General features: G+C 62.4%; 23 protein-coding genes. 11 read left to right on the top strand and 12 right to left on the bottom strand.

Annotated features, from left to right (window positions below):
* Positions 1-4: 4 nt before the first annotated feature.
* Positions 5-589 carry an invasion associated locus B family protein gene (locus AC1DVW_RS22305; protein ID WP_477271371.1) on the bottom strand — a complete coding sequence of 195 codons (585 nt, stop codon included), beginning with the start codon at positions 587-589 and terminating at the stop codon, positions 5-7.
* A gap of 223 nt (positions 590-812) precedes the next feature.
* Here AC1DVW_RS22305 and AC1DVW_RS22300 point away from each other — a divergent pair, with 223 nt between their 5' ends.
* The 3 genes from AC1DVW_RS22300 to AC1DVW_RS22290 all read left to right on the top strand — a co-directional run bounded on the left by AC1DVW_RS22300 (position 813) and on the right by AC1DVW_RS22290 (position 4,540).
* Complete coding sequence (locus AC1DVW_RS22300) at positions 813-1,118, top strand: hypothetical protein (RefSeq protein ID WP_477325922.1); 306 nt, start codon at positions 813-815, stop codon at positions 1,116-1,118.
* A 129-nt stretch (positions 1,119-1,247) separates the two neighbouring features.
* Positions 1,248-1,724 (top strand): NUDIX hydrolase, encoded by a 477-nt coding sequence (locus tag AC1DVW_RS22295; protein WP_477325920.1) that lies wholly within the window; start codon positions 1,248-1,250, stop codon positions 1,722-1,724.
* 335 nt (positions 1,725-2,059) lie between these two features.
* On the top strand, positions 2,060-4,540 hold the full coding sequence (locus AC1DVW_RS22290; protein ID WP_477325918.1) for an EAL domain-containing protein: 2,481 nt from the start codon (positions 2,060-2,062) through the stop codon (positions 4,538-4,540).
* 21 nt (positions 4,541-4,561) lie between these two features.
* Here AC1DVW_RS22290 and AC1DVW_RS22285 read toward each other — a convergent pair whose 3' ends face one another.
* Entirely contained in the window at positions 4,562-5,653 is a 1,092-nt protein-coding gene (locus AC1DVW_RS22285; RefSeq protein WP_477325916.1) for an OmpA family protein, read from the bottom strand.
* A 75-nt stretch (positions 5,654-5,728) separates the two neighbouring features.
* Entirely contained in the window at positions 5,729-6,256 is a 528-nt protein-coding gene (locus tag AC1DVW_RS22280) for a GNAT family N-acetyltransferase (protein WP_477325914.1), read from the bottom strand.
* 203 nt (positions 6,257-6,459) lie between these two features.
* Here AC1DVW_RS22280 and AC1DVW_RS22275 point away from each other — a divergent pair, with 203 nt between their 5' ends.
* Positions 6,460-6,915 carry a DUF2214 family protein gene (locus tag AC1DVW_RS22275; protein ID WP_477325912.1) on the top strand — a complete coding sequence of 152 codons (456 nt, stop codon included), beginning with the start codon at positions 6,460-6,462 and terminating at the stop codon, positions 6,913-6,915.
* On the opposite strand, the gene nth is transcribed toward AC1DVW_RS22275, so the two are convergent.
* A complete protein-coding gene (gene nth, locus AC1DVW_RS22270; RefSeq protein ID WP_477325910.1) occupies positions 6,909-7,712 on the bottom strand; it encodes an endonuclease III in 804 nt (267 codons plus the stop codon). The genes AC1DVW_RS22275 and nth overlap by 7 nt on opposite strands.
* A 22-nt stretch (positions 7,713-7,734) precedes the next feature.
* Here nth and AC1DVW_RS22265 point away from each other — a divergent pair, with 22 nt between their 5' ends.
* Entirely contained in the window at positions 7,735-8,229 is a 495-nt protein-coding gene (locus AC1DVW_RS22265; protein WP_477325908.1) for a DUF2244 domain-containing protein, read from the top strand.
* Between the two features lie 9 nt (positions 8,230-8,238).
* Here AC1DVW_RS22265 and AC1DVW_RS22260 read toward each other — a convergent pair whose 3' ends face one another.
* A complete protein-coding gene (locus AC1DVW_RS22260) occupies positions 8,239-9,054 on the bottom strand; it encodes a class I SAM-dependent methyltransferase (protein WP_477325906.1) in 816 nt (271 codons plus the stop codon).
* 132 nt (positions 9,055-9,186) lie between these two features.
* On the opposite strand from AC1DVW_RS22260, the gene AC1DVW_RS22255 reads away from it, so the two are divergent.
* The 4 genes from AC1DVW_RS22255 (at position 9,187) to AC1DVW_RS22240 (ending at position 13,340) form a co-directional block, all read left to right on the top strand.
* Complete coding sequence (locus tag AC1DVW_RS22255) at positions 9,187-10,074, top strand: methylated-DNA--[protein]-cysteine S-methyltransferase (protein ID WP_477325986.1); 888 nt, start codon at positions 9,187-9,189, stop codon at positions 10,072-10,074.
* A 178-nt stretch (positions 10,075-10,252) separates the two neighbouring features.
* Positions 10,253-11,161 (top strand): ribokinase, encoded by a 909-nt coding sequence (locus AC1DVW_RS22250; protein WP_477325904.1) that lies wholly within the window; start codon positions 10,253-10,255, stop codon positions 11,159-11,161.
* A 5-nt stretch (positions 11,162-11,166) separates the two neighbouring features.
* Positions 11,167-12,615: an amidase gene (locus tag AC1DVW_RS22245; RefSeq protein ID WP_477325984.1), complete on the top strand. Its 1,449-nt coding sequence runs from the start codon at positions 11,167-11,169 to the stop codon at positions 12,613-12,615.
* A gap of 110 nt (positions 12,616-12,725) precedes the next feature.
* Positions 12,726-13,340 (top strand): LysE family translocator, encoded by a 615-nt coding sequence (locus AC1DVW_RS22240; RefSeq protein WP_477325902.1) that lies wholly within the window; start codon positions 12,726-12,728, stop codon positions 13,338-13,340.
* A gap of 158 nt (positions 13,341-13,498) precedes the next feature.
* Here AC1DVW_RS22240 and AC1DVW_RS22235 read toward each other — a convergent pair whose 3' ends face one another.
* Complete coding sequence (locus AC1DVW_RS22235; protein WP_477325900.1) at positions 13,499-14,440, bottom strand: nucleoside hydrolase; 942 nt, start codon at positions 14,438-14,440, stop codon at positions 13,499-13,501.
* 144 nt (positions 14,441-14,584) lie between these two features.
* Here AC1DVW_RS22235 and AC1DVW_RS22230 point away from each other — a divergent pair, with 144 nt between their 5' ends.
* Together AC1DVW_RS22230 and AC1DVW_RS22225 are read left to right on the top strand one after the other, a co-directional pair.
* A complete protein-coding gene (locus AC1DVW_RS22230) occupies positions 14,585-15,010 on the top strand; it encodes an Hsp20 family protein (RefSeq protein WP_352935401.1) in 426 nt (141 codons plus the stop codon).
* A gap of 76 nt (positions 15,011-15,086) precedes the next feature.
* Positions 15,087-15,344 carry a BQ00720 family protein gene (locus AC1DVW_RS22225; protein ID WP_477249194.1) on the top strand — a complete coding sequence of 86 codons (258 nt, stop codon included), beginning with the start codon at positions 15,087-15,089 and terminating at the stop codon, positions 15,342-15,344.
* Between the two features lie 141 nt (positions 15,345-15,485).
* Here AC1DVW_RS22225 and ptsN read toward each other — a convergent pair whose 3' ends face one another.
* The 6 genes from ptsN to lptC all read right to left on the bottom strand — a co-directional run bounded on the left by ptsN (position 15,486) and on the right by lptC (position 20,732).
* Entirely contained in the window at positions 15,486-15,950 is a 465-nt protein-coding gene (gene ptsN / locus AC1DVW_RS22220; RefSeq protein WP_477249196.1) for a PTS IIA-like nitrogen regulatory protein PtsN, read from the bottom strand.
* Between the two features lie 103 nt (positions 15,951-16,053).
* On the bottom strand, positions 16,054-16,638 hold the full coding sequence (gene hpf / locus AC1DVW_RS22215; protein ID WP_477249198.1) for a ribosome hibernation-promoting factor, HPF/YfiA family: 585 nt from the start codon (positions 16,636-16,638) through the stop codon (positions 16,054-16,056).
* A gap of 268 nt (positions 16,639-16,906) precedes the next feature.
* Positions 16,907-18,433, bottom strand: coding sequence for an RNA polymerase factor sigma-54 (gene rpoN, locus AC1DVW_RS22210; protein WP_477325898.1), 1,527 nt, complete (start codon positions 18,431-18,433; stop codon positions 16,907-16,909).
* 199 nt (positions 18,434-18,632) lie between these two features.
* Complete coding sequence (gene lptB / locus AC1DVW_RS22205) at positions 18,633-19,451, bottom strand: LPS export ABC transporter ATP-binding protein (RefSeq protein WP_477249201.1); 819 nt, start codon at positions 19,449-19,451, stop codon at positions 18,633-18,635.
* Entirely contained in the window at positions 19,451-20,032 is a 582-nt protein-coding gene (locus AC1DVW_RS22200) for an LptA/OstA family protein (protein ID WP_477249202.1), read from the bottom strand. Before AC1DVW_RS22200 ends, lptB begins: the two co-directional genes overlap by 1 nt.
* Positions 20,019-20,732 carry an LPS export ABC transporter periplasmic protein LptC gene (gene lptC / locus AC1DVW_RS22195; RefSeq protein WP_477271346.1) on the bottom strand — a complete coding sequence of 238 codons (714 nt, stop codon included), beginning with the start codon at positions 20,730-20,732 and terminating at the stop codon, positions 20,019-20,021. Before lptC ends, AC1DVW_RS22200 begins: the two co-directional genes overlap by 14 nt.
* Positions 20,733-20,862: the final 130 nt, after the last annotated feature.

The raw sequence follows: 20,862 nt of genomic DNA, 5'->3' as shown, positions 1-20,862 counted from the left end.
ACGCTCAGTCGGCCGACAGTTCCGCGGTTCTGGCAAGCGCACCGGCAAAGCCGTTCAGGGGGATCGAAAAACTGACCGGCTGCAGCGTGTCCGCCGCGACCGCATCGATCTTCAAGGTCGTGCCGGCCGCGAGCAGGGGCGTGACGTTCGCATCGAACGTCACCGGCACCAGACAGCCGACCGCCTGGCAGGTGTTGAACTGCAGGCTGCCCTCAAGCTTCTGGTCATCGATCGAAAGCGCAATCCCCTTGGCCAGGGCCAGGCCGAACGGCAGGGCCAGGGTTCCGGCGGCATCGTCGCCGGTCTTGCTCGACAGTTCTATCGCCAGCAGGCGCTGGTTGGTCTGCTTGTTGAACTGTTGATGCGACAGGCTGCAAACCTTGGTTGTGCCAGTGATCTGGCAATTGACGATCCAGTCGCCATGGGTCTCGGACAGGGCCGACGCACCGCCGGGCAGTTGCGGTGGCTTGGTTGCGTCGGCGGCAGCTGCCACCACCTTGTCACCCTTGGTTTGCGCCGCAAACGCCACCGATCCGGCGATGCAGGCCGCGCCAAGCATTGCCAAGAAATATGCTCGCTTGCTTCTCATCGAGATCCCCTATTGCCCTGGTTCGGAGCAAGCCATTGAGCCCAGGCAGGCATCGACGCGATAGAGCGGCGAAACGACCGCTTCCGTCAAGAGCCACGCCGGATCGCCAGGCAGATTCTTGGGCGACGCCCCCCCAATTTGGCTGTGGTCGACCCTTGACCATGGCACATCGGGACAAACGCCCTATATCTAGGAAGGTTCTGTTTTGCACGGGAATGAGTGCATGTCGCCGCTTCGTCTATCGACGGTCTTGATGACGGCAATTCTGGCTACAGCGATGCTGTCGGTTCCAAGCCCGTACGCTTCGGCGCAGGTCGTCATCCCGACAAATCGCAACGCGCTGGTCGAGCAAAACGAACTGCAAATGCTGGAGAACAGGCTGCAGCGGCAGCTATTTCAGCAGCAGCAACAGCAGTTCCGTGCCCAGGATCGCGAGATCGTACCGCCGCAACGGCCGATTGTGCCGGTGATCAAGCCAAGCTGCCAGCTGCAGCCGTCGGGTGGCGGTTTTGTCACCGTATGTCGCTGACAAGCCGGCGCTTTTCATTTATTTAGCCGACTTATGTGATTGTGATGCTGCCTGGAGCGAAGGCGGTTTTGGCTTTTGCAGCGGTGCCTGATCGCGTTATGGGGCATTGCTTCGACTGGATTCTCACCAATGGCAGCCACCAAGAAGAAAGCGGTCCGCAAGGCAAAGAAAGGCGAACGGATCCGCCAGGTTGCAGCCATTCCCTTTCGGCTGGGCCAAGATGGCGATATCGAAATCATGCTGGTGACGTCGCGCACGACAAAGCGCTTCATCGTGCCCAAGGGCTGGCCGATGAAGGGCAAGAGCGGGCGCAAGGCGGCGATGATCGAAGCCCAGGAAGAAGCCGGTGTTCTCGGCAAGATCCTGAAGGAGCCGGCCGGCACCTATTCCTACTGGAAACGGCTGGCGAACCGCTTCGTCCACGTCGACGTCATTGTCTATTTGCTTGAAGTAACCGAGGAGCTCGCCGACTGGCAGGAGGCCAAGAGGCGGCAGCGGGCCTGGCTCGCTCCAGCCGAGGCGGCGATGCTCATCGACGAGCCGGACCTCGCAACCCTCGTCAGCGCTTTGAAGGCACCCGAAACCGCAGCGGCCAACCCGGCTTGAATTTCGCGAAGCTCGTAAAGCAATGTGACGCAGCCGGGTCAACTGCTCTATAACCTTGCAGAATCCGGACAATGACTGCACCTTGAAGAAAATCGAATATGATAAAACTTTACCTAAACATCTATTACCTGACGCGACGTAACATGTGAATTGCCAAGACAAGCGATTCTAGAAGCAAAAAACCCGAAGAATTTATTGGCCGTTAAGACCGGCATGCTACTCGGATTGCTGTTGCTGTTTGCAGGCGACATGAGGCAAGGGCATCGCCCTCATCGACATCTGCATCACTCGGCAGGCAAGTTAACGGGGGTCATGGCAATCTCCATGGAAGCTCGATGAAGCTTTCGCAGACAGACACCAGCCCCCGTCTTCTCGGGCTCGTCTGGCCATTCATCATTGTCGTCCTTGTTCAGGCCATGGTCGCCAGCGGCAGCCTCTACACTCTGTCGGCAGTCCGCGCCTATGTCGGCGGTGAAAGCCAGTGGTCGAAGGGCCAGAAACACGCGATCTATTTTCTCAGCCTCTATGCCGGCACCGGCAGGGAAGAATTCTTCGGCGAGTATCGCGCAGCCATCGCAATTCCGCTGGCCGATCATGCGGCGCGGCTTGCTCTCGAGCAATCCGAACCGGACACGAACGCCGCTCGCATCGGATTCCTGCAAGGCGGAAATCACGCGGATGACGTGACGGGGATGATCTGGCTGTTCCAGAATTTTCGCGGCTTCAGCTATCTCGACACGGCCATCCGGCACTGGACGGCTGCCGACAGCATGATCCTTGACCTCGACCGACTGAGCGACTCGATACATCGCACTTTCAGGCAGGAACCGGTCACCGCGGCGCAAATCCGTGCCTGGAAGACAGAAATTCATCAGCTCGACCACCAGATCGGCCCGCTCTCCAAGGCTTTTTCCGACAGTCTCGGCGAGGGATCCCGCTTCATCATGATGGCGCTCATGATGGCCAATCTCGCCACCGCCGCATTGCTTATCGTGCTTGCGGTTTGGCGCACCCGCAAACTCCTGGCGCAGCGCCGGGCTTTCCAGAACGCCCTCAACACCGAACGTGAGCGTGCCCAGATCACGCTGGCTTCCATCGGACAGGCCGTCATCAGCACCGGAGCAGACGGGTGCCTGGATTATATGAACTCCGTGGCGGAATGTCTGCTGGCATGCCCGCTTAGTGAGGCCAAGGGCAAGCCAGTCGCGTCGCTGTTTCGGCTGGTGGACAAGGACACTGGCGTCGAAGAGCCTCAGTTGATGGAGCGCCTGCTGGCCGGTGAGCCGCACGGCGCCAACGTCCGCCCGCAACTGCTGCAGCGCGCTGACGGCTCACTTGTTCCCGTTGCGTTGACCGGTGCGCCACTCCTCGTTTCCGGGCGCGTCGTCGGCGCGGTCCTCGCCTTCCACGACATGAGGCGTGAACAGGAGTACATCGAGCGGCTTTCATGGCAGGCGTCGCACGACGCGCTGACCGGGCTTGTCAACCGCCGCGACTTCGAGGCCCGCCTGGAAAGGGCAATCGCGGAACTGCGGTCCCGCGAGCACGCGCTGATGTATCTCGATCTCGACCAGTTCAAGCTTGTCAACGATACCTGTGGTCATGCCGCCGGTGATCAGTTGCTGCGGCAGATTTCCGTGCTGCTCGGCAATGAACTGCGGCCAGGCGACGTCCTGGCCCGGTTGGGTGGTGATGAGTTCGGCGTGCTGCTGCTCGATTGCCAACCGGATCTCGCTGCCAGCATCGCCGAACGGCTGCGCGCGACCGTGCAGGATCTGCATTTCGCCTGGGGCGCCAGGCAGTTCAACATCAGCGTCAGCATTGGCATGGTTCAGATCACCAATCGCGAGATCACGCTCGAGGAGGCCCTGCAAGCCGCCGATGTCGCCTGCTACATGGCCAAGGAAAAGGGCCGCAACCGGGTTCAGTTGCATAGCGACAGCGACATGGCCTTGCGGGAGCGCTTCAGCGAGATGGCCTGGGTTCAGCGCCTGCACGCAGCGCTGGAGGAGAACCGGTTCAAGCTTCATGCCCAGGAAATCTGGCCGCTCAACGGGGCAGCGGCGGAAGCCGGCGCTCATATCGAGATCCTGTTGCGGCTGACGGACGAGGACGGCCTCATCGTTTCGCCAGCCAGCTTCATTCCGGCGGCCGAGCGCTACGGCCTGATGCCGTCGATCGACCGTTGGGTGGTGCGCAACACCTTGAGCATTCTGGCCGCCCGCCTTGCCGATCTGCAAGCCGCCCCCATCGCCACCTGCGCCATCAATCTTTCCGGAGCGAGTTTCGGCGACGAGACGTTCCTCGGCTTCCTGCGCGAACAGTTTCTCGTGCACGGCATTCCCCCGAAAATGATCTGCCTTGAGATCACCGAGACCAGTGCCATCGCCGACCTCGCCAACGCCATCCGCTTCATTGCAGACTTGCGCCAATTGGGGTGCCGCTTCGCCCTCGACGACTTCGGCTCCGGCATGTCTTCCTTCGCCTATCTGAAGCACCTGCCTGTCGACTACCTCAAGATCGACGGCAGCTTCGTCAAGGACATGCTGGAGGATCGGATCGACCGTGCCATGGTCGAGATGATCCATCATATCGGCAAGGTGATGGGCAAGCGCACCATCGCCGAATTCGTCGAAAGCGAAGGCATTGTCGCGGCATTGAAGGAAATCGGCGTCGACTACGCCCAGGGCTTCGCCATCGCCCGGCCGCAACCTTTCGATGCCTCGACGCGGTTGCTGAGCCCGGGAGCAGCACCGCCCGCTCTTGACGACGATCTGTGGAGCGCCCTTGCGCGCAAGCTGCGCAAGGCCGGATGACCACAGAAGCAGCCGGCTTCCTCAGTTCAGCTTGACCAGCACCACCCGGCGGTTCTTGGCACGGCCCGCCTCATCGTCATTGCTGGCGACAGGCGCCATCATGCCGGCGCCGGCGGCCGTCAACCGCGCAGCGTCGATGCCGTATTTCGACACAAGCGCCGCCTTGACCGCTTGCGCCCGCCGCGACGACAGGTCGAGATTGTAGTCGAAGGCGCCCTGATTGTCGGTGTGGCCGACAACGATCACCGCCATCTTGGGCTCATTGGCGAGAAGCGTCGAAATCTCCTTCAGCGTCGGCTCCGATTCCGGCTTGATGTCCGCCTTGTCGGTGTCGAAGAAGATGCCATAGAGCGAGATGCTGCCGGTCGTGGTCAGCGAATCCGCCATCTTGGCCGCTTCGACCACCACCATCTTCTTGTCGCGCGCCTTGGGCTCCAGCACATGGACGACGGCGACGGTGCGGCCGTTGAGTTCCTTGCAGTAGAGATCGTCGGTCAGCGAATAGGTCTGCACGGTGACATAGGCGTCGCCCCCGTCCTGCGGCACCTTGGCCGCGAAAAAGCGCTGATCGTTGATGCCCGAGGCCAACGCACAAGCGCCGTTGGAAAAAGCCGCATCCTTGAGATCGCTCTCATGGAAGAAATACATCGTCAGGCTCATGTCGCCGCCGCCGCCGCTCGACGAACGGTCGGCGGCACCACCGCATTCCTCCTTCTTGCATTCGAACAGCACTTCGCCGCCGGCCGCCTCGACCACATCCTGATAGTTGCGCAGCACTTCGAGCGGCGAGCGCTCGGCCGGCAGCACATAGGCTATGCGCGTCAAGGCGCCCTCGACCTCGGCCTTCTTGTCCGGCGCGAAAACGCGGTTGTTCATCGCATCACGCGCGTCCGCATCGGCGATTGGCTTCAGCGCCGACAGCGGCACGTTGAAGTCGGTGAAGGCTGACTTCTGATAGGAGACGATGAACGAACCTTCGTAGCGCTTGGCCAGATGATTGTCGGCAGCGCCTTCAATATCGGCGGTTGGCACTGTCGCGTCGGCTGCCGCCAGCCGCACCGTCACCAGGAGCACAAGTCCCGCCCAGAAAAACTTTACAATTGTCGCCCTCATTGCACCCATCGGTCGCCCCTCTTCGGATGAAAATTGACGCCTAGCAGAGCATGCATGTCCGGTCGATGACGCGCTTCACACTCGCCGTTCGAGCAGGATCGTCGCCGCATCGTGATAGGTGGTCCGCAGCAATTCCTTGCACTTTGCCGCGACATTCAGCGAGCCGGTGTTTTCCGGATCGATGATGCAGACGGTTCTTGCGAATGTCTCGTCGCCCCAGGCGAGAGTCCGCCCGACGACTTCGCTGGCAAGCCCCTGCCCGTGTGCGTGCGAAGCCAGCGCCCAGCCGGCTTCTGGAATGCCTTCGATCGACGGCTCCATATCACGCTTCAAATCGTGAAAGCCGGCCTCCCCAATGAAATGGCCGGTCGCCTTGTCCTCGATTGCCCAGAAGCCGTAGCCCAGCAGTGACCACAGGCCGGCATGCCGCAGGAAGCGCATCCAGCTTTCTTCTCGCGTGCGCGGCTTGCCGCCGATGAAACGGGTGACGACAGGATCAGCCCACATCGTCACATAGGCGTCGAAATCGCCCAACCGGTGCGCCCGCAGGATGGTTCGTTGCGTCTCGATGACCGGAGCCGATCGTGTTTGAAGAGCGCTCATGACATGCCTCGCTTGGGATAGCTGGCGACTAGCAAACAGCCTGAGGGATACCAAGGGCCAGCAACTGGCCCGGCCCTATGTCAGCCGCGAACATAGGCTGCGGGTATGGGAATCTTGCCGAACGATGCTACCTTTCGCCAGCAGTCGATTTGAGAATGGCCGACGTGCCGGTTCGGCGCCGGCCGTCCAAAGTGAGGGAACACATGGACACCACCGATCTTGTGCTTGCCATCGTCCATCATTTGCTGGTGTTCTCGCTGGCGGGCATCATCGGCGCCGAGTTTGTCCTGATCCGCGGCGACCTGCCTGCCGCGGCACTGAAGCGCCTTGCCGGCATCGCTCGCCACTATGGCATCATCGCCACGCTGATCGTCATCGTCGGCATCGGCCGCGTCCTTTACGGCCTGAAGGGCTGGGAGTTCTATGTCTACAACTGGGTGTTCTGGGCAAAAATGGCGGCCTTCGCCATTGTCGGCCTGTTGTCGATCATCCCGACAATCCGCTTCATTTCCTGGAACCGGCAGGCCAGCGCCAATCCCGCTTTCCTGGTGCCGGCAGCTGAGCTCGCTTCCGTGAAAACCTATTTCCGCGCCGAAGCCTTCATCTTCCTGCTGATCCCGGTCTTCGCGGCGGCGATGGCGCGCGGCTACGGCTACTGAATTTCATCCGGCGGGCCGAGCGGCGCGAGTTCGACCAGCGGCGCCGGCACGTCGGTCGTTTTCTCCTGCGCCTTGCAGATATCGGCGATAACGCAGGCCGGGCAGTCCGGTTTGCGCGCCTTGCAGACATAGCGGCCGTGCAGGATCAGCCAGTGATGCGCGTGGCGCATATATTCGTCCGGAATGATCCGCAACAGGCCCTGCTCGACCTGTTCCGGCGTCTTGCCGGGGGCCAGGCCAAGCCGGTTGCCGATGCGCAAAATATGCGTGTCGACCGCCATCGTGTGCTGGCCGAAGGCCATGTTGAGCACGACATTGGCGGTCTTGCGCCCGACACCTGGAAGTTCGACCAGCTGTTCGCGGTTGTCAGGTACTTCGCCGCCATGATCGCGGATCAGCGCTTGCGACAGCGCAATGACGTTCTTGGCCTTGTTGCGCCACAGCCCGATGGTGCGGATGTGGTCGCCAACCCTGGCTTCGCCCAGCGCCAGCATCTTTTGCGGCGTATCAGCAACCTTGAACAGCGCCCGCGTCGCCTTGTTGACGCCGACATCGGTGGCTTGCGCCGACAGCACCACGGCCACCAGCAGCGTGAAGGCGTTGACATGTTCGAGTTCGCCCTTCGGCTCGGGTCGCTGGACGGAGAAGCGCCTAAAAATCTCGTGCACTTCTGCCGCGTTGTAGAGCGAACCGGGTCGCGCCGGGCTGGGGCGCGGCTTGGCGTTCGAGCCGTCGCGGCGGCCAGGCGGCAATTCATTTTTGGGTGCGGACAATTTTTTCGACTTGGGGCTCGCCATTCCCTTCCTATAGTATTCCCGCATGAGCGACACAAACGCCTCATTCCAGGCTGACGAACCCTTCTTCCGGGCGCTGCTGACGCCACACCGCTCGCTTGGCAAAACCGGCTTTGCCGTGCTGATGGGGGCGCTGCTGTTCGGTTGGCTGGTGACCGGCGCGTTTTTCCTGTCGCGCGGCGCCTGGCCGGTGTTTGGTTTTTTCGGCCTCGACGTGATCGCCGTCTACATCGCCTTCCGCGCCAACTATCGTGCCGCTCGCGCCCGCGAAGAGGTCTCGGTTTCGCGCACCGCGCTCGACATCCGCAAGACGGCGCCGTCGGGCAAATCGGAAGCGCATCGCTTCAATCCGTTCTGGGCGCACTTTTCGATCGCCCGCCACGCCGAGATCGGCATCACCAGGATGGCAGTGGTGGCGCAAGGACAGAATGTGCCGATCGGGTCTTTCCTGGACCCCGACTCCCGCGAAAGTTTCGCCACCGCTTTTTCGCGCGCGCTGGCGACCGCGAAGACCCGCTGAACCGGCGTTTTAGAATCGAAAGCGCAAGATCCTGCCGACCTTGCGCAATGCGGGGATATGTCTCCAAAGCTGGATAAACAGTCTCGCGGACCAACCCAAGCCAGCAGTGCGTTCAGGGCTGTAGGCCGAGATGTCGTCGATGAAGCGCAGCTTCGGAACGGCTCGCTCCAGCTCGTGCGGATCGTCGATGGCCCAGTGGACCTCGGCGCCCGTTGCCCTGATGGTTGGATTGAGCCGAAGCAGCTTCAGGCCGAAGCGGCTGTAGGCGTCGAACATCAGCTCGCCGCTGGCAAGATGCGAGACAAGGCGCGAAAACAGGCGCGGTCCCTCTTCGGCGGGAAGATAGGGCGTCAGCCCCTCCATCACTACGACGGCCGGGCGATTGCGGGGCACTTTGGTCAGCCAATCCGGCTCGGTCACCGACGAGGCGACGAGATGGTAGTGACCTCGGGACGGGTAGAGCCTGCGCCTGAGTTCGATGACTTCCGGGTAGTCGACATCGAACCATTCCACGCCGGCTGGCGGATCGATGCGGAATATCCGCGTGTCGAGCCCGCACCCCAGATGCAGCACGATGGCGTCGGGATTTCTGGCGAGAAAGTCCTGAACGCGGACGTCCAGTGTCTTCGCCCTGATCGCCAGGCCAACGCCGAGATTGTCGTCGACCTTGAGCCTGGAGAAATCATAGTCGATCTTGCGCACCGCCTCGTCGGCGAAATGATCCCTGAGCAGCGAATTCGGCAACCTGCTTTCCCTCGCCTTGCCGTAGAGCGTCATCAGCAAAGTCTCCTTTGCCCCGGTCAGATTTACTTTCTCGCCGGCCATGATCGCCTCCTCAGCTCAAAGCCAGCTCTATCTGGGTATGCGCGCCAGGAAGGCAAGTTTCGGGTGGTGGCAAAGGCCGGGAAGACCGATATTCGCGGTCAAGGAGATATTGCCATGAACGCCCAGATGACCATGAATGCGCAGATGAAACCGACAGCCATCCTGCAAAACGACATCACGCCCGAAGGCAGCGACTACGAAGTCGTGCGCCGCGCCATCGAGAAGATCAGCCTCGATTACCGCGACCAACCCTCGCTCGAGACATTGGCCGAAGAAGTCGGCGAGACGCCGACCGGCCTGCAGAAACTGTTCACCCGTTGGGCCGGCCTGTCGCCGAAGGCCTTTTTGCAGGCCGTTACGCTGGACCATGCGCGCAAGCTGCTCGATTCCGGCATGCCGCTGCTCGAAGCTTCGTTCGAGGTTGGCATGTCCGGCCCCGGTCGGTTGCACGATCTCTTCGTCACCCACGAGGCGATGTCGCCGGGCGACTACAAGACGCGCGGCGCCGGGCTGACCATCCGCTACGGCTATCACATCTCGCCTTTTGGCATCGCCCTGATCATGGTCACCGACCGCGGACTGGCCGGCCTTGCCTTCAACGATGCCGGCGGCGAGCGCGCGGCCTTCGCCGATATGTCGGGCCGCTGGCCCAACGCCACCTATGTCGAGGATATGAGCGCCACGGCACCCTATGCCGCCCGTATCTTCGATCCGACGCTGTGGCGCGCCGACCAGCCGCTGCGCGTCGTCATGATCGGCACCGACTTCCAGGTTCGTGTCTGGGAAGCCCTGCTGCGGATCCCGATGGGCAAGGCCTGCACCTATTCCTCGATCGCCGCCCGCATCGGCGCCCCGAGTGCCAGCCGTGCGGTGGGTGCCGCGGTTGGCGCCAACCCGATGTCCTTCGTCGTGCCGTGCCATCGGGCGCTCGGCAAATCCGGCGCGCTCACCGGCTACCACTGGGGCCTGACGCGCAAGCGCGCCATCCTCGGCTGGGAAGCGGGACAGACGGCATCCTGACACGACCCGCATAAAGCAACACCGGCGAAGACTTTTCGCCGGTGTTCTTCATTTCATGGCAAAAACGACATCGCCTTGCCAGTGAATGGCGCAACGACAGAGCGTTGGCACATCAGCAGGCTCTGGAAAGCAGCGATCTTACAGGATAGCTTCCCGCGCATTCATGAGGAGGCATTCCTTGATCATCGTCATCGGCTCGATCAATCTCGATCTTATCGCCAAGGTCGACCGCTTGCCCGCACCCGGCGAGACGGTTCGCGGCTCCGGTTTCACCACCGCTCCTGGCGGCAAGGGCGCCAACCAGGCGCTGGCCGCCGCGCGAGCCGGCGCCAAGGTGCGCATGGTTGGTGCGGTCGGCAAGGATAATTTCGCCACCGAGGCGCTGGCGCTGCTGCGCATCGGCAAGGTCGATCTGTCCGGCGTCGGTGAAACCTTCGCCTCGACCGGCACGGCGCTGATCATGGTCGGCGACGACGGCGAGAACATCATTGCCGTCGCGCCCGGCGCCAATGATTCGGTTGTGCCTGGCGATCTTGCCAAGGCTTTCCTCGGAAAGGGCGATGTCGCGCTGCTGCAGCACGAAATCCCGCTGCAGACCGTCGATGCAGCACTTGACGCCGCTCGAGCGGCAGGCGCGATCACCGTGCTCAACACAGCCCCCTTCCGCGGCGAGGCGGCCGCTCTCCTCGCCAAGGCCGACTATGTCGTCGCCAATGAAACCGAATTCGACCTCTACGGCGAAGCACTGTCGTTGAAAGGCCGCGACCGCCCGGCGCGGATGCGCGACTTTGCCGGCAAGACCGGCCGCACCATCGTCGTCACGCTCGGCGGCGATGGCGTGCTTGCCGCAACGCCGGAGGATTTCCTGACCGTTCCGGCATTGAAAATCACCCCGGTCGATACGGTCGGCGCCGGCGATACGTTTTGCGGCCATTTCGCCGCCGGCCTGTCATCCGGCCTGCCGCTCGAACAGGCGCTCGCCCGCGCCGCGGCCGCCGGTTCGCTTGCCTGCCTGAAACCCGGCGCCCAGCCGGCGATCCCGCTGGCGGCGGACGTCGATGCCGCCTTGCAGGCTGCCAAAGCGTGATCGCCATGCGTCCGGCCACCAAACACGCCGTGCCGCCCGCCGGCGATATCTGTCGCCTGTCGGCGGTGGCGCTCGCCGACGCGATCAGGCACCGCCGCCTGTCGGTGCGCGAGGTGGTCGCGGCGTTCCTCGACCGGATCGAAGCCGTGAACCCGCTGGTCAACGCCATCGTCTCGCTGCGCGACCGCGGCGACATTTTGCGCGAGGCCGACAAGGCCGACGCCCATCTGGCGAATGGAGGGGATGCCGGCCCCCTGTTCGGCCTGCCGATCGCGATAAAAGACCTCGCCATGACCAAGGGGCTGAGGACCAGTTTCGGCTCGCCGATCTTCGCCGATTTCGTGCCGCAGGAGGATGATTTCTTCGTCGAGCGCATCCGCAAGGCCGGCGCCATCATCATCGGCAAGACCAACGTTCCCGAATTCGGCCTTGGCTCCAACACCTACAACAAAGTGTTCGGCCCGACGCTCAACGCCTTCGATCCGGCATTGACCGCCGGCGGCTCGAGCGGCGGTGCGGCTGTCGCGCTGGCGCTCGACATGGTCCCTGTCGCCGACGGCAGCGACTTTGGCGGCTCGCTGCGCAATCCGGCTGCCTGGAACAATGTCTACGGTTTTCGCCCCTCGCAGGGACTTGTTCCCGGCGGACCGGATCTTGAGGTCTTTCATGCCCAGATGGGCATCGACGGGCCGATGGGCCGCAACATCGGTGACATGGCGCTGCTGCTCGATGTGCAGGCGGGTTATCATCCGCAAGCGCCCTTGTCCTGGGAAAAGCCGGGCTCCTTCCTCGACGGAGTCGCCACGCCGGCAAGCGGCGGCCGCGTCGCCTGGCTTGGCGACCTCGGCGGTCATCTTCCGGTCGAGCCAGGCATCCTCGATCTGTGCGAGGCATCACTCGGCCGCTTCGCGGAAGCGTCCTTCCTGACCGAACCGCTGCTGCCGGATTTTGATTTCGAAGCGCTGTGGCAGGCCTTCGTGACGCTACGCCAGGCGACCAGCGGCTCGGCGCTGAAGATCCACCATGACGACCCGCACAAGCGCACCCTGCTCAAGCCGGAAGCCGTTTGGGAGGTCGAGAACGCCATGCGGCTGACAGCGCCGCAGATCCGCGCAGCCTCGGTTGTGCGCACCTCTTGGCATAAAATGCTGCTGTCGCTGTTCGAGCGCTTCGACCTCATCGCGCTGCCGACCGCGCAGGTGTTTCCTTTCGACGTCGCCACGCACTGGCCAAGGGAAGTGGCAGGACGCGCCATGGACAGCTACCACCGCTGGATGCAGGTCTCGGCCTTTGCCACGCTGGGCGGCTGTCCGGCGGTCAACGTGCCGGTCGGTTTCGACGACCAGGGCCGGCCGATGGGCATGCAACTGATCGGGCGGCCGCGTGGCGATCTTGCCGTGCTGAGAGCAGCTGCGGCCTACGAAGCGACGCTGCCATGGCAGGCCGGCGCCTGAACAGGCCAGTATTGTCGGCGACATGTCCCGCCGGCTTGCACCGGCATCGCCGTCATGTTTTGATCGTGGCTCGCCGCATCGAAGAGCGGCACTCTGTCGAGGAATCCCCCATGTCGCTGGAACTCTACGCTGCCTACCTTCTCGCTTGCCTTGTGATCATCCTGGTGCCGGGACCGACGGTCACTTTGATCATCGCCAACAGCATCCGCCATGGCGCACGCGCCGGCCTCGCCAACGTCGCCGGCACGCAGGCCGGGCTTGCCATCATGATCGCTATTGTCGGCATCGGCCTCAACACGCTGATCACGGGCATGGGCCACTGGTTCGAATGGGTGCGCCTGATCGGCGCCGCCTACCTGATCTGGATGGGCGTGCAGATGTTCCGCTCCAAGGGCACGCTGAATGCCGACGGATCGGCCAGGAAGCCGCGCGGCGGCTTCTTCCTGCAAGGCCTGCTGGTGGCGCTCAGCAACCCCAAGACGCTGGTCTTCTTCGGCGCCTTCTTCCCGCAGTTCATCGCCCCTCAGGGCAATTACACGCTGCAGATCGTGGTCATGGGCCTCACCGCCATGATCTTCGCCGCCGTCTCGGATTCGACCTATGCGCTCGCCTCCGCCCGCGCCGGCCGCTTGCTGTCGGCCAGCCGCATCAAGCTGATGTCCAGGATCAGCGGCAGCTTCCTGGTCGGCGGCGGCCTCTGGCTGGCCTTTTCAAAGGCGAAGTAAGCACCTCTTCCCTCACCCCGTTTACGTGGAGAGGGTGGTCGCGCAGCGACCGGGTGAGAGGCAGCGCCGGGGTTGCAGGCAAAAATATCAGCGTTTGCGCCGCCCCTCATCCCCCTGCGGGACCTTCTCCCCGTAAATGGGGAGAAGGAAAAGCGTCCCTAAAGCCGCCCCAACCTTTCCACCAGCAGGGCGAAAAAGGCGTCATGGTCGATGTCGCGCATCACCATGGCGTTCTTCGGCCGCTTGGTGACGCCCCACCAGTCGATCACGGTCATGCCCATGGTAAGCTCCGAGGCTGTTTCCACCGTGACATTGCAGTTGCGGCCCTGGAACAGCTCCGGCTTCAGCAGATAGGCGATGACGCACGGGTCGTGCAGCGGCCCGCCATCGGTGCCGTATTTCTCCTCGTCGAAGCGTTCGAAGAATTCGAGCATGTCGGCGGTGGCATTGCCGACCCTGGTGCCGAGCGTGCGAAAGGCCTGCGTGCGCTTGGCCGTGGTCAGCGCCTTGTGGGTGACGTCGAGCGGCATCATGACGATCGGAATGCCGGATTTGAACACGATATCGGCGGCATGCGGGTCGACATAAATGTTGAATTCGGCGGTCGGGGTGACGTTGCCGCCCTCGAAGAAACCACCGCCCATCAGCACGATTTCCTTGATGCGCGGCGCGATCTTGGGCTCGCGGATCAGCGCCAGCGCAATGTTGGTGAGTGGCCCGAGGGCACATAGTGTGATCGTGCCGCTCGGTTCTTTCATCAGCGTCTCGACGATGAAATCGACCGCGTACTGGTCCTGCAGCGGCATTGTTGGTTCGGCCAGCTGCGGTCCGTTGAGGCCGGTCTTGCCATGCACTTCCTCGGCGGTGACGAGCTGACGTGCCAGCGGCCGGATGGCGCCGGCATAGACCTTGATGTCAGGCCGGCCTGCCAGTTCGCAGATCTTGCGCGCGTTCTTCTCGGTGAGCTTCAGCGGCACGTTGCCGGCAACAGCAGTGATGCCGACGATCTCCAGCTCAGTGCTGCCGAGTGCCAGCAATATGGCGACGGCATCGTCCTGGCCGGGATCCGTGTCGATGATGATCCTGTGGGTATGGGGCATTTCATTTCCTTGTCTAGGGAGTCTTTTTGGGCGGGGTTTTTTGACGGCTTGAACTTGGCCGCGGCGCGGACCATATCAAGACCATCGGGAAAAATGCCATCCGGGTTTTTCCACTTTATGTCGCTCCAAAGAGGACAGTGTAACATGAGCCGAATGACGCCCTTTTCCAGCCCGCTTCTCTTGGGCTTCGACGCCATGGAAAAGACCCTTGAGCGTCTGGCAAAATCGGGTGACAGCTATCCTCCTTACAACATCGAGCGCCTCAGCGGTGCCGACGGCAAGGCCGAAAGGCTGCGTATCACACTCGCTGTCGCCGGTTTCGCGGAAAGCGATCTCGATGTCACCACGGAGGAGAACCAGTTGGTCGTGCGCGGCCGTCAGAACGACGACACCGAGCGCGAATTCCTTCACCGCGGCATCGCCGCGCGCCAGTTCCAGCGCTGTTTCGTGCTGGCCGACGGCATGCGGGTGATCGCGGCGGAGCTGAAGAACGGTCTTTTGTCGATCGACCTCGATCGGCCGGAGTCCGAACGGCTGGTACGGAAAATAAATATATCGGTGAAAGACTGATCTTTACCGATGGCTCTCATGCGGGATGGCCTGTTGCCCCGGAAAAGGGCGGCGTCTCGCGCCAAGGAGGCTTGAAATGCCCAGAACTCACGAAAATATCGCCATGACCAGCGGCGAATTCGCCCATCTCGGCGAAGGCTCGGTCGCCTATCTCCGGAAAGTGTCGAGCGACGATTTGCTCGGTCGCTTCCCAGGCCTTGGTGAAATCGAACCCGGCATGGAGCTGTGGGCGCTGTTTGCCGCCAACGGCCAGCCGATCCTGCTTTCCGACGCGCGCGACCGCGCTTTGGCCGGCGCCATGGAAAACGATCTGACCACCGTCGCGATCCACTAAACCATGATCCCGAAAAGTGGGACCCGGTTTTCGGGAAAGATCATGGTCGAACAGGGCGAATAGGTTGGCTGAAACGGATAGGGCCGCTCAAGGCGGCCCCCGACAAACTTAATCCAAAAGCAGACTTAATCCGAAAAAACCTCAGGCTGCGTGCGAGGCCTGTGTATCTGAAAGCAGCGCGTGGATTGCCACGGCGTCGCGCGTGCCCCTGACCTTGGCCACCGTGTCGGCATCGCGCAACACCCGCGCGATGCGTGACAAGGCCTTGAGGTGGTCGGCACCCGCCCCTTCCGGGGCCAGCAGCAGGAACACAAGGTCGACCGGCTGGTCGTCCAGCGCCTCGAAATCGACCGGCGTCTCCAGCCGGGCAAACACCCCGGCAATTCGCTTCACCCCGGCCAGCTTGCCGTGCGGAATGGCGATGCCGTTGCCGACGCCGGTGGAGCCCAGCCGTTCGCGCTGCAGGATCGTGTCGAACACCTCCCGCTCCGGAATACCCGAAATTGCCGCCGCCCTTTCGGAGAGCAATTGCAGCAGCTGCTTCTTCGAGTTCGCCTTCAACGCCGGCATGATCGCCGGAACGTTGATAAGATCGCTCAGATCCATGCTTGAAATTCCCTTGTTCGCCTGCCGTCGCCAGTCCTCGCCCCTCGCGCGGCTGGCTTCTATCTCTGTGCGACTATTGTCGTCACCTGCGCGACCATTGTCGTCACGCCTGTGCGACTTTGGTCGTGGACGGGTCGATCCAGCCGATATTTCCGTCTGGCCGGCGATAGACGATGTTGAGATGATCGTTTCCGGCGTTGCGGAAGACGAAGACCGGGGTGTCCTTGGTGTCGAGCTCGATCACGGCTGACGCCACCGACATGGTCTGCAGCGTCATGGTCGATTCGGCAACGATGGCCGGCGCGAAATTCTCCGGAATGTCCTCGTCGTCATCGGCGAGCGGCGCCATCACCGTGTAGGCGATGTCGGTCGGCTCGCCATTGGAGGCCCCCGAATTGTGTGATTTCAGCCGGCGCTTGTAGCGTCGAAGGCGGGTTTCGAGTCGGTCGGCGGCGGCCTCGAAGGCAAGCGTCGGATCCTGGGCATCGCCGGTTGCCTGCAGCGAAGCACCGGAATCCAGCCTGATCATGCAATCGGCCGAATAACGCGACCCCGATTTGATGACGGTGACATGCCCCGAGAAACCCCGATCGAAATATTTTCCGATCGCCTCGCCGACACGGTCGGTGATGCGCGTACGAAACGCATCGCCGATATCCATATGTTTTCCCGATATGCGCAGCTTCATCTGAAAACTGACCTTCCTTGCTCAGGCTTCAAACTGGCCAGAGTTTATACTCGTGGTCCGTGCGCACAAGCTTTGCGGCGTCACTCGCGCCGATTTTAAATCCGAACTTTCCGATTGATCACAAGCCGCCTCTTGGCCGTCCCGTGGCCTACGTCGTGACGGACCATCCGCATGCGGGCAATCCAGCCCGTCTCATGCGGGCGGGCTTCTAGCCACTTCATCGCGGCTTGTCAATGAAGCGCGAAAACTGTGGAAATTCAGCCCGCGTTCAGCGGCCGGCGCTGGCCAGCGCGCGCTTTTCGCGCCGCCGCTGCACCGAGGACGGAATGTTCATGCCTTCCCGGTACTTGGCGACCGTGCGCCGGGCGATATCGACGCCATTTTCGCGCAACATATCCACAATCGCGTCGTCGGAAAGCACGTCGACGGGTTTTTCCTCGTCGATCAGCTGTTTGATGCGATCGCGCACCGCTTCCGACGAATGCGCATCGCCGCCGCCCGACGCTGCGATAGAGGCGGTGAAGAAATAGCGCAGTTCGAACACACCGCGCGGCGTCAGCATGTATTTGTTGGCCGTGACCCGGCTGACCGTCGACTCGTGCATGCCGATGGCGTCGGCCACCGTGCGCAGGTTGAGCGGCCTGAGGTGACGCACGCCATGCATGAGAAACGCATCCTGCTGGCGCACGATTTCCGAGGCGACCTTGAGGATGGTCTTGGCCCGCTGGTCGAGGCTGCGCGTCAGCCAGTTGGCATTTTGCAGGCACTCGGCCAGAAAATCCCGTTCCGTCTGGTTTTTTGCCTGCGGCGAAACCTGGGCGAAATAAATGTGGTCGACCAGCACGCGCGGCAGCGTTTCGGCGTTAAGTTCCACCGTCCAGCTGCCATCGTTTGCCGCCCGCACTTCGACATCGGCGACGATGGCGTCGCTGGTGCCGCCCGAAAACGCCGTGCCGGGTCGCGGATCGAGCGCCCGGATTTCGGCCAGCATGTCGAGAAGATCCTCCTCGTCGACGCCGCAAATCCGTTTCAGCGTCTGGAAATCGCGCCGCGCCAGCAGTTCCAGATTGGCGATCAGCGCCTTCATCGCCGGATCGAACCGGTCGCGCACGACCAGCTGCAGCGACAGGCATTCGGCGAGGTCGCGGGCAAACAGGCCGACAGGCTCGAATGTCTGGCAGACCGCCAGTACCTTGGCCACCGTGGCAGCGTCGGTGCCGAGACGGGCCGCGATCTCCTCCATATCGGCGCGCATGTAGCCGGCCTCGTCGAGGCCATCGGCCAACTCGCCGGCAATCAGCCGCTCCGCCGGATCGGCAAAGGCAAGGGCAATCTGCTCGCCGACATGCTCGCGCATGGTGATGGCGGCGGCGGCCATGTCGCCGACATCGAAGCCTTCGCCCGAGGACGCGGAACTGTTGCCGGCGGCCGATTTCCATTGCGCCGTCAGGTCAGGCCCAAGCCGTTCGCTCGTGCCAGGATCGTCCTGAAACAGGTTTTCCAGCGAGGTATCGAGCTTGTCCGAGATCGCCTCGGCGCTCCATTGCGTCTCGTTTTCGAACCAGTCGCCCTCGGCCGCGGGTTCGGGCGCGGCGTCGGCCTTCTGCGCCTGGTCGCTGGCGGCGTCGTCCTGGGGTTCGGCGCGCTCCAGAAGCGGATTGCGCTCGATCTCATCGTCGATGAAGTGTTCAAGCTCGATATGGGTGAGCTGCAGCAGCCGAATCGACTGCATCAGCTGCGGCGTCATCACCAGCGACTGGGATTGTCGGAGCTGTAGTTTGGCAGCCAGCGCCATGGTTCGGTTTCAAACGCCTCGTTTACGCATCCGGAACTGTCGGGACCAATTTTCCCAGCCGGTCATAGAAACTGGCCCGGCTTTTGCTTGTCAAGGCAATTGCTAGCAAAAGCCGGTTACCCCGGCGTTAGCGTCGAGAAAAATCGCGAAAAACGATCGAAATTTTCTTGAAAAATCGAATTGGGCGGGGATTTCACGCTTAGAGCGTAAATCCCTCACCGAGATACAGGCGCCGCACATCCGCATTGGCGACCACTTCATCCGCCCGGCCATGCGTCAGCACCTGGCCGGCATGGATGATGTAGGCGCGGTCGATCAGGCCGAGCGTCTCGCGGACATTGTGATCGGTGATGAGCACGCCGATGCCGCGCGCCGTCAGGTGGCGCACGAGCTGCTGGATATCGGCGACGGCGATCGGATCGATGCCGGCGAAAGGCTCGTCGAGCAGCATGTAGGCCGGCCGCGTCGCCAGCGCCCGCGCGATTTCAAGCCGCCGCCGCTCGCCGCCGGACAGCGACATCGACGGCGCCTTGCGCAAATGGCTGATGTGAAATTCCTCGAGCAGTTCGTCCAGCGCCCGCTCGCGCGCCTTGCGGTCCTTTTCGACCACTTCCAGCACGGCGCGGATGTTCTGCTCGACATTGAGGCCGCGGAAGATCGACGCTTCCTGGGGAAGGTAGCCGATGCCGAGGCGGGCGCGGCGATACATCGGCATCGAGGTGACGTCGAAGCCGTCGATCTCGATCGTGCCTTCGTCGACCGGCACCAGTCCGGTGACCATGTAGAAACAGGTCGTCTTGCCGGCGCCGTTGGGCCCGAGCAGACCGACCGCCTCGCCGGCGCGCACGCCGATGGTCACGCCGCTGACCACCTTGCGGCCCTTGTAGCTCTTGGTCAGGCCTTTCGCGATCAAGGTTCCCTTGAACTTTGCCGGATCGACGGTGACCGTGGCCGGTGCCGCAAGCTTGCTGGCGGCCCGCCCTGGAAGACGCGCCATCAGCGATGATACGTCGACCATTAGGGCTTCGCCGCTCCCGACTTCGGCGGCGGCGTGATCGACATGATGACGCGCCCGCCGCAAGCGTCGACCTGGGCCAGGCCGCTCTTCATCTGCACGGTAAGCTTGCAGCCTTTGAGCACGTTGTCGCCCTGAGACAGAACCACTTCCTTGCCGGACAGGACGAGCACTTCGGTTTTCATGTCGAAGGTGCCGCGGTCGCCGGTGGCGATCTGGTCGTTCGATTTGATATAGACCCGGTTGTCGACGTCCAAATGGTCGATGTTGGCCGAGCCGGTCATCGCCGAGGCATTGGCGGCGGCGCCCTTGGCGGCGTTCGGATCCTTGACATAGTAGACCGTCATCTTGCCGGCCTTGAGCATGGTCGGCCCCTGAATGACCGTGACATTGCCCGTGAACACCGCGAGGCTGTCCGCTTGGCGGACCTCCAGCTTGTCGCTTTCGATCTGGATCGGCTTGTCGCCGGACAATTGCAGCCCGGACACCTGGCTGGTGCTGGACTGGGCCAGCGATGGCGTCAGCCCAAGCAGCAGCAGCGCCGAAGTTGCGGCCACAAGCCGTGTCGAACTACTGGGCCGCATTCGATTCTCCGCTCTTTGCCTCTGCCGCCTTCAGACTGGCGGGATCGATGTTGACGCGCACTCTGTTTTCGAAGACCAGGACCTTGCCATTGTCCTGGACCGACATCGAATCCGCCGTGATACGCGACCCGCCACGGCTGACGTCGACGGGATCATTCGTCTTCATAGAGCCTTTGCCCATGTCGAGAAAGACCGATTTGAATTTCGCCTCGACGCCATCGGTCGTGGTCACGGTGACATCGCTGGTCAGGTCCATCGTGTTGCCGGCGCGATTGTAGATGCCGCGTGTCGCATTGACCGTTGCCACATTGTCGGCCGTGAGCGGCACTTTGGCATTGATGCCTTCCAGATCGATGATGTCCTGCTTGCCGACGTCCTGGGTGGCGCGCAAGGCTGTCAGCGAATAGGGCAGCTTCTGCTTGGTGAATCCGTTGAGCTTGGGGTTGGCCATCACCAGCTTGCCGTCGGCATAGGCGCTGCCATCGGCCTGCACCGAGACGGAAATGGGGGCCGCAAAATAAGAGTACACCGGAAAGGCAATGGCGATCAGAGCGGCAACCAGCGGTACGACGAACTTCAAGACGCGGACACGGCGCGAATGGCGCTGCGCAAGGCCAAAGGCGTCGACCCGCGCAGTGCCAGGCACCGCAGGAGCCAATACCGTCTCGGCATTGGTCGGTTCATTCGGTCGCGCTAACATAACTGCTTTCTATTAACCCTTGCCCGCCAGACACCGCCCATAGGTGGGATGTCGACCTCCGCAAGCAAGCACAAGCGGAGGAAAATCGCAAAAATGTGACGGCTGCTGTTGTACAAACGAAAATGAAGTC

This window comes from Mesorhizobium sp. P3_B5, from assembly GCF_056402815.1.
Note: the sequence above shows the minus strand (reverse complement) of the source record. Positions and strands in the feature narration are given on the sequence as shown.

Bases quoted from the DNA above. Each gene is read 5' to 3' on its own strand.
- AC1DVW_RS22305 (WP_477271371.1), bottom strand. From the start codon at position 589: ATGAGAAGCAAGCGAGCATATTTCTTGGCAATGCTTGGCGCGGCCTGC.
- AC1DVW_RS22300 (WP_477325922.1), top strand. From the start codon at position 813: ATGTCGCCGCTTCGTCTATCGACGGTCTTGATGACGGCAATTCTGGCT.
- AC1DVW_RS22295 (WP_477325920.1), top strand. From the start codon at position 1,248: ATGGCAGCCACCAAGAAGAAAGCGGTCCGCAAGGCAAAGAAAGGCGAA.
- AC1DVW_RS22290 (WP_477325918.1), top strand. From the start codon at position 2,060: ATGAAGCTTTCGCAGACAGACACCAGCCCCCGTCTTCTCGGGCTCGTC.
- AC1DVW_RS22285 (WP_477325916.1), bottom strand. From the start codon at position 5,653: ATGAGGGCGACAATTGTAAAGTTTTTCTGGGCGGGACTTGTGCTCCTG.
- AC1DVW_RS22280 (WP_477325914.1), bottom strand. From the start codon at position 6,256: ATGAGCGCTCTTCAAACACGATCGGCTCCGGTCATCGAGACGCAACGA.
- AC1DVW_RS22275 (WP_477325912.1), top strand. From the start codon at position 6,460: ATGGACACCACCGATCTTGTGCTTGCCATCGTCCATCATTTGCTGGTG.
- nth (WP_477325910.1), bottom strand. From the start codon at position 7,712: ATGGCGAGCCCCAAGTCGAAAAAATTGTCCGCACCCAAAAATGAATTG.
- AC1DVW_RS22265 (WP_477325908.1), top strand. From the start codon at position 7,735: ATGAGCGACACAAACGCCTCATTCCAGGCTGACGAACCCTTCTTCCGG.
- AC1DVW_RS22260 (WP_477325906.1), bottom strand. From the start codon at position 9,054: ATGGCCGGCGAGAAAGTAAATCTGACCGGGGCAAAGGAGACTTTGCTG.
- AC1DVW_RS22255 (WP_477325986.1), top strand. From the start codon at position 9,187: ATGAATGCGCAGATGAAACCGACAGCCATCCTGCAAAACGACATCACG.
- AC1DVW_RS22245 (WP_477325984.1), top strand. From the start codon at position 11,167: ATGCGTCCGGCCACCAAACACGCCGTGCCGCCCGCCGGCGATATCTGT.
- AC1DVW_RS22240 (WP_477325902.1), top strand. From the start codon at position 12,726: ATGTCGCTGGAACTCTACGCTGCCTACCTTCTCGCTTGCCTTGTGATC.
- AC1DVW_RS22235 (WP_477325900.1), bottom strand. From the start codon at position 14,440: ATGCCCCATACCCACAGGATCATCATCGACACGGATCCCGGCCAGGAC.
- AC1DVW_RS22230 (WP_352935401.1), top strand. From the start codon at position 14,585: ATGAGCCGAATGACGCCCTTTTCCAGCCCGCTTCTCTTGGGCTTCGAC.
- AC1DVW_RS22225 (WP_477249194.1), top strand. From the start codon at position 15,087: ATGCCCAGAACTCACGAAAATATCGCCATGACCAGCGGCGAATTCGCC.
- ptsN (WP_477249196.1), bottom strand. From the start codon at position 15,950: ATGGATCTGAGCGATCTTATCAACGTTCCGGCGATCATGCCGGCGTTG.
- hpf (WP_477249198.1), bottom strand. From the start codon at position 16,638: ATGAAGCTGCGCATATCGGGAAAACATATGGATATCGGCGATGCGTTT.
- rpoN (WP_477325898.1), bottom strand. From the start codon at position 18,433: ATGGCGCTGGCTGCCAAACTACAGCTCCGACAATCCCAGTCGCTGGTG.
- lptB (WP_477249201.1), bottom strand. From the start codon at position 19,451: ATGGTCGACGTATCATCGCTGATGGCGCGTCTTCCAGGGCGGGCCGCC.
- AC1DVW_RS22200 (WP_477249202.1), bottom strand. From the start codon at position 20,032: ATGCGGCCCAGTAGTTCGACACGGCTTGTGGCCGCAACTTCGGCGCTG.
- lptC (WP_477271346.1), bottom strand. From the start codon at position 20,732: ATGTTAGCGCGACCGAATGAACCGACCAATGCCGAGACGGTATTGGCT.